This window comes from Myroides sp. N17-2, from assembly GCF_002286775.1.
In the GTDB taxonomy this organism is placed as follows: Bacteria; Bacteroidota; Bacteroidia; order Flavobacteriales; family Flavobacteriaceae; genus Flavobacterium.
In genome coordinates this window covers 1-2807 of record NZ_NSGJ01000090.1, presented here as the reverse complement: position 1 = coordinate 2807, position 2807 = coordinate 1, and the positions used below count along the sequence as shown (strand labels likewise).

Genomic DNA, 2807 nt, shown 5'->3' with positions numbered 1-2807 from the left:
TATGTCTTTGATTTGAATCCAAGTTTGAAATTCAAGCCTGCATTTTTAGTTAAGACGGTATCAGGAGCTCCTGTGCAAGTAGATTTAACAGCAAATTTCTTAATAGTAGAAAGAGTTACTTTAGGTGCAGCTTATAGAATGGATGCAGGATTTAGTGCATTAGCAGGATTCCAAGTTAATGATGGTTTGTTTATAGGTTATGCTTATGATGCTGATACTTCTAAGTTGGCTAGATTTAATTCTGGATCACACGAGGTATTCTTGAGATTTGATTTGTTTAATAAATACAATAAAGTTACGACAGCTCGTTTCTTCTAGGGCAGCTTCATTTATAAAATAAATAAAATTGATTTATGAACAGAGTTATATTCAGAAATAGTAAAGTTATATTTTTTTCGTTGTGCTGTTTAGTAGCATTTTCTCAAAATAAGTCTGCGAAATATGGAGATCTTTTGTTTGAGCATTTATCTTTTAGTGATGCTATAAAAAGTTATGAGACTGCTATAAAAAGAGGAGAAACAAGTCAGGAAGTATATCGTAATCTTGCAGATGCATATTATAACAATGGAATGTATAAGGATGCAAATAAATGGTATAGTAAAATACTAAGTAGTTCTGAAGAAAAGTCTGAATTTGTATCATCTGATATTTATTTTAGATATGTACAAACTTTAAAAAGTGAAAGTGATTATACAGAAGCTGATAAAGTAATGGACATGATGGCTACTAAGTTTAAAGAAGATTTACGTGTAAAATTATATCTAGCAGATAAATCATATTTAAAGTCTTTACGAGCTAATCCAGGGGCATTTACAGCAACATTAATGGAACGTGTAAATACTCCATTTTCTGAGTATGGAGCTGCAATGTATAAAGGACACATAGTTTTTGCATCTTCACAAAATCGTACAGATTATTATCCTGCAATCCATAGTTGGACAAATGATCCATTTACTAAATTATATGCTGCACCTGTTTATATCGATGGGTATGTAGGTGATTCAAAACCATTCTCTAAGAATATTGAGGGTAAATTAAATGAATCAACACCAACTTTTTCTTTAGATGGACAAACGATGTATTTTTCTAGTAATAATAGAGACCCATTAAAAAAACAAGAAGGTATTATTAATGTAGAATTATATAAAGCAACGTTAGATAGTAAGAATAAATGGAGTAATATAGAAAAATTGCCTTTTAATGCTCCTAATTCTAAAAGTGCACACCCAGCAATTAGTCCTGATGGTAAGTGGTTGTATTTTGTATCTGATAGAGCTGGTACTTATGGTCAGTCTGATTTATATCGTGTTGAAATCCTTGGAGGAGGGGGCTTTGGAACTCCTGAAAACTTAGGTGATAAGATTAATACAGAGGGACGTGAAAGTTTTCCTTTTATTAGTACTAACAATATTTTATATTTTGCTTCTGATGGAAGACCAGGTTTTGGTGGTTTAGACATTTATGGAGTTAAAATAAGTGAAGATGGATCTTTAGGAGATGTTATAAATTTAGGGGATTCTGTTAATAGTAGTTACGATGATTTTGCTTTCTATTTAGATCCTAATTGTAAATTTGGTTTTATGACATCTAATAGACCTGGAGGAGTTGGTAAAGATGATTTATATTTTGTTAGAGAAATTGAGGGCATAGAAATGGAGCTTTATCAGAGTATAAAAGGTAAAGTATATGATATTTTAAGTTCAAAATCTATTTCTGGAGCTAAAGTGGTATTATATGATACGAATCATAAAAAAGTAGAAGAGGTTGTCACAGATGAGTCTGGTATGTATGAATTTATTGATAAAGTTTGTTCTGTTGGATATACTGTGGGTGTTGATAAAAGTGGCTATAATACAATAGAACTTGGATTGCCTGCTCTTAATAAATCTACTGGTGTTGAATTAGATTTTGGTATAGAAGGTGGAAATGGTAGTTCTATAGAAGGATTAATACCAGGTGTTGAGATTAAAGTGGGAGATGATTTGTTTAAAGTTCTTAAATTAAATTCTATATACTTTGATTTGGGTAAATATAATATACGTCCTGATGCTGAAAGAGAATTATATAAAGTATTAGAAGTTTTAAGAAAGTATCCTAATATGCGTATTGATGTTAGGTCTCATACTGATGTTTCTGGATCAGACGGTTTTAATTATTTACTGTCTCAACGACGAGCTGAATCAACGATGAATTGGTTAGTTAGTAGAGGGATTAATAGAAGTAGATTAACAGGTAGGGGCTTTGGCTCTTCAATGTTAGTTAATGAATGTTATAAAGGGGTTCCTTGCCCAGCTTATAAACATCAAGAAAACAGAAGAAGTGAATTTGTAGTTGAAGATTTATAATCTCAAGTAATTTATAATTAAAAACCTCAGTTTTACTGAGGTTTTTTTATTTGTAAACAATGTGTTATTTGTATATAAAATCTTTTTAATGTGTTTTATTTCTTGTATTATGATATTTTTGTAGTTAATAATTATTTTTTTAACTTGATTTGTGGTTTATAGTGTAATATTTTGTAATAATTACTTTGTTGTTTTTTAAATTGTTAAATTTGTTATGAATTGGCGAGTGGGAGTATGCCATTAGTTAATAATAAATGCTATAAAAGAGAATCTAAATAAAAAGTTGTTTATGAAAAGAAAATACCTGAATTTAAAAAAATTAATGTCAGTTTTTATATTGGGATTATGTTTTACAACACAGGCACAGGAGACTAGTATTAATTTATACAATAATGACAAGATTTTTGTTAGTCAGAATGAGGTGCTGAGCGTGCAAGGTCGCTTTGAGAATGGAAAGTTAGG

At 30.2% G+C, this 2807-nt stretch carries 2 protein-coding genes; both read left to right on the top strand.

Translation table 11 applies throughout. From position 1 onward, the window contains the following. Window positions 1-318 (top strand): type IX secretion system membrane protein PorP/SprF (locus CF599_RS19180; RefSeq protein ID WP_121967029.1); only part of this gene is annotated, 318 nt, incomplete at its 5' end. 35 nt (window positions 319-353) lie between these two features. Further along, window positions 354-2345, top strand: coding sequence for an OmpA family protein (locus CF599_RS19175; RefSeq protein WP_121967521.1), 1992 nt, complete (start codon window positions 354-356; stop codon window positions 2343-2345). The last annotated feature ends 462 nt before the right edge of the window (window positions 2346-2807 follow it).

Excerpts from the sequence above, each read along its gene's own strand:
- CF599_RS19175 (WP_121967521.1), top strand. The coding sequence starts at position 354 with ATGAACAGAGTTATATTCAGAAATAGTAAAGTTATATTTTTTTCGTTG.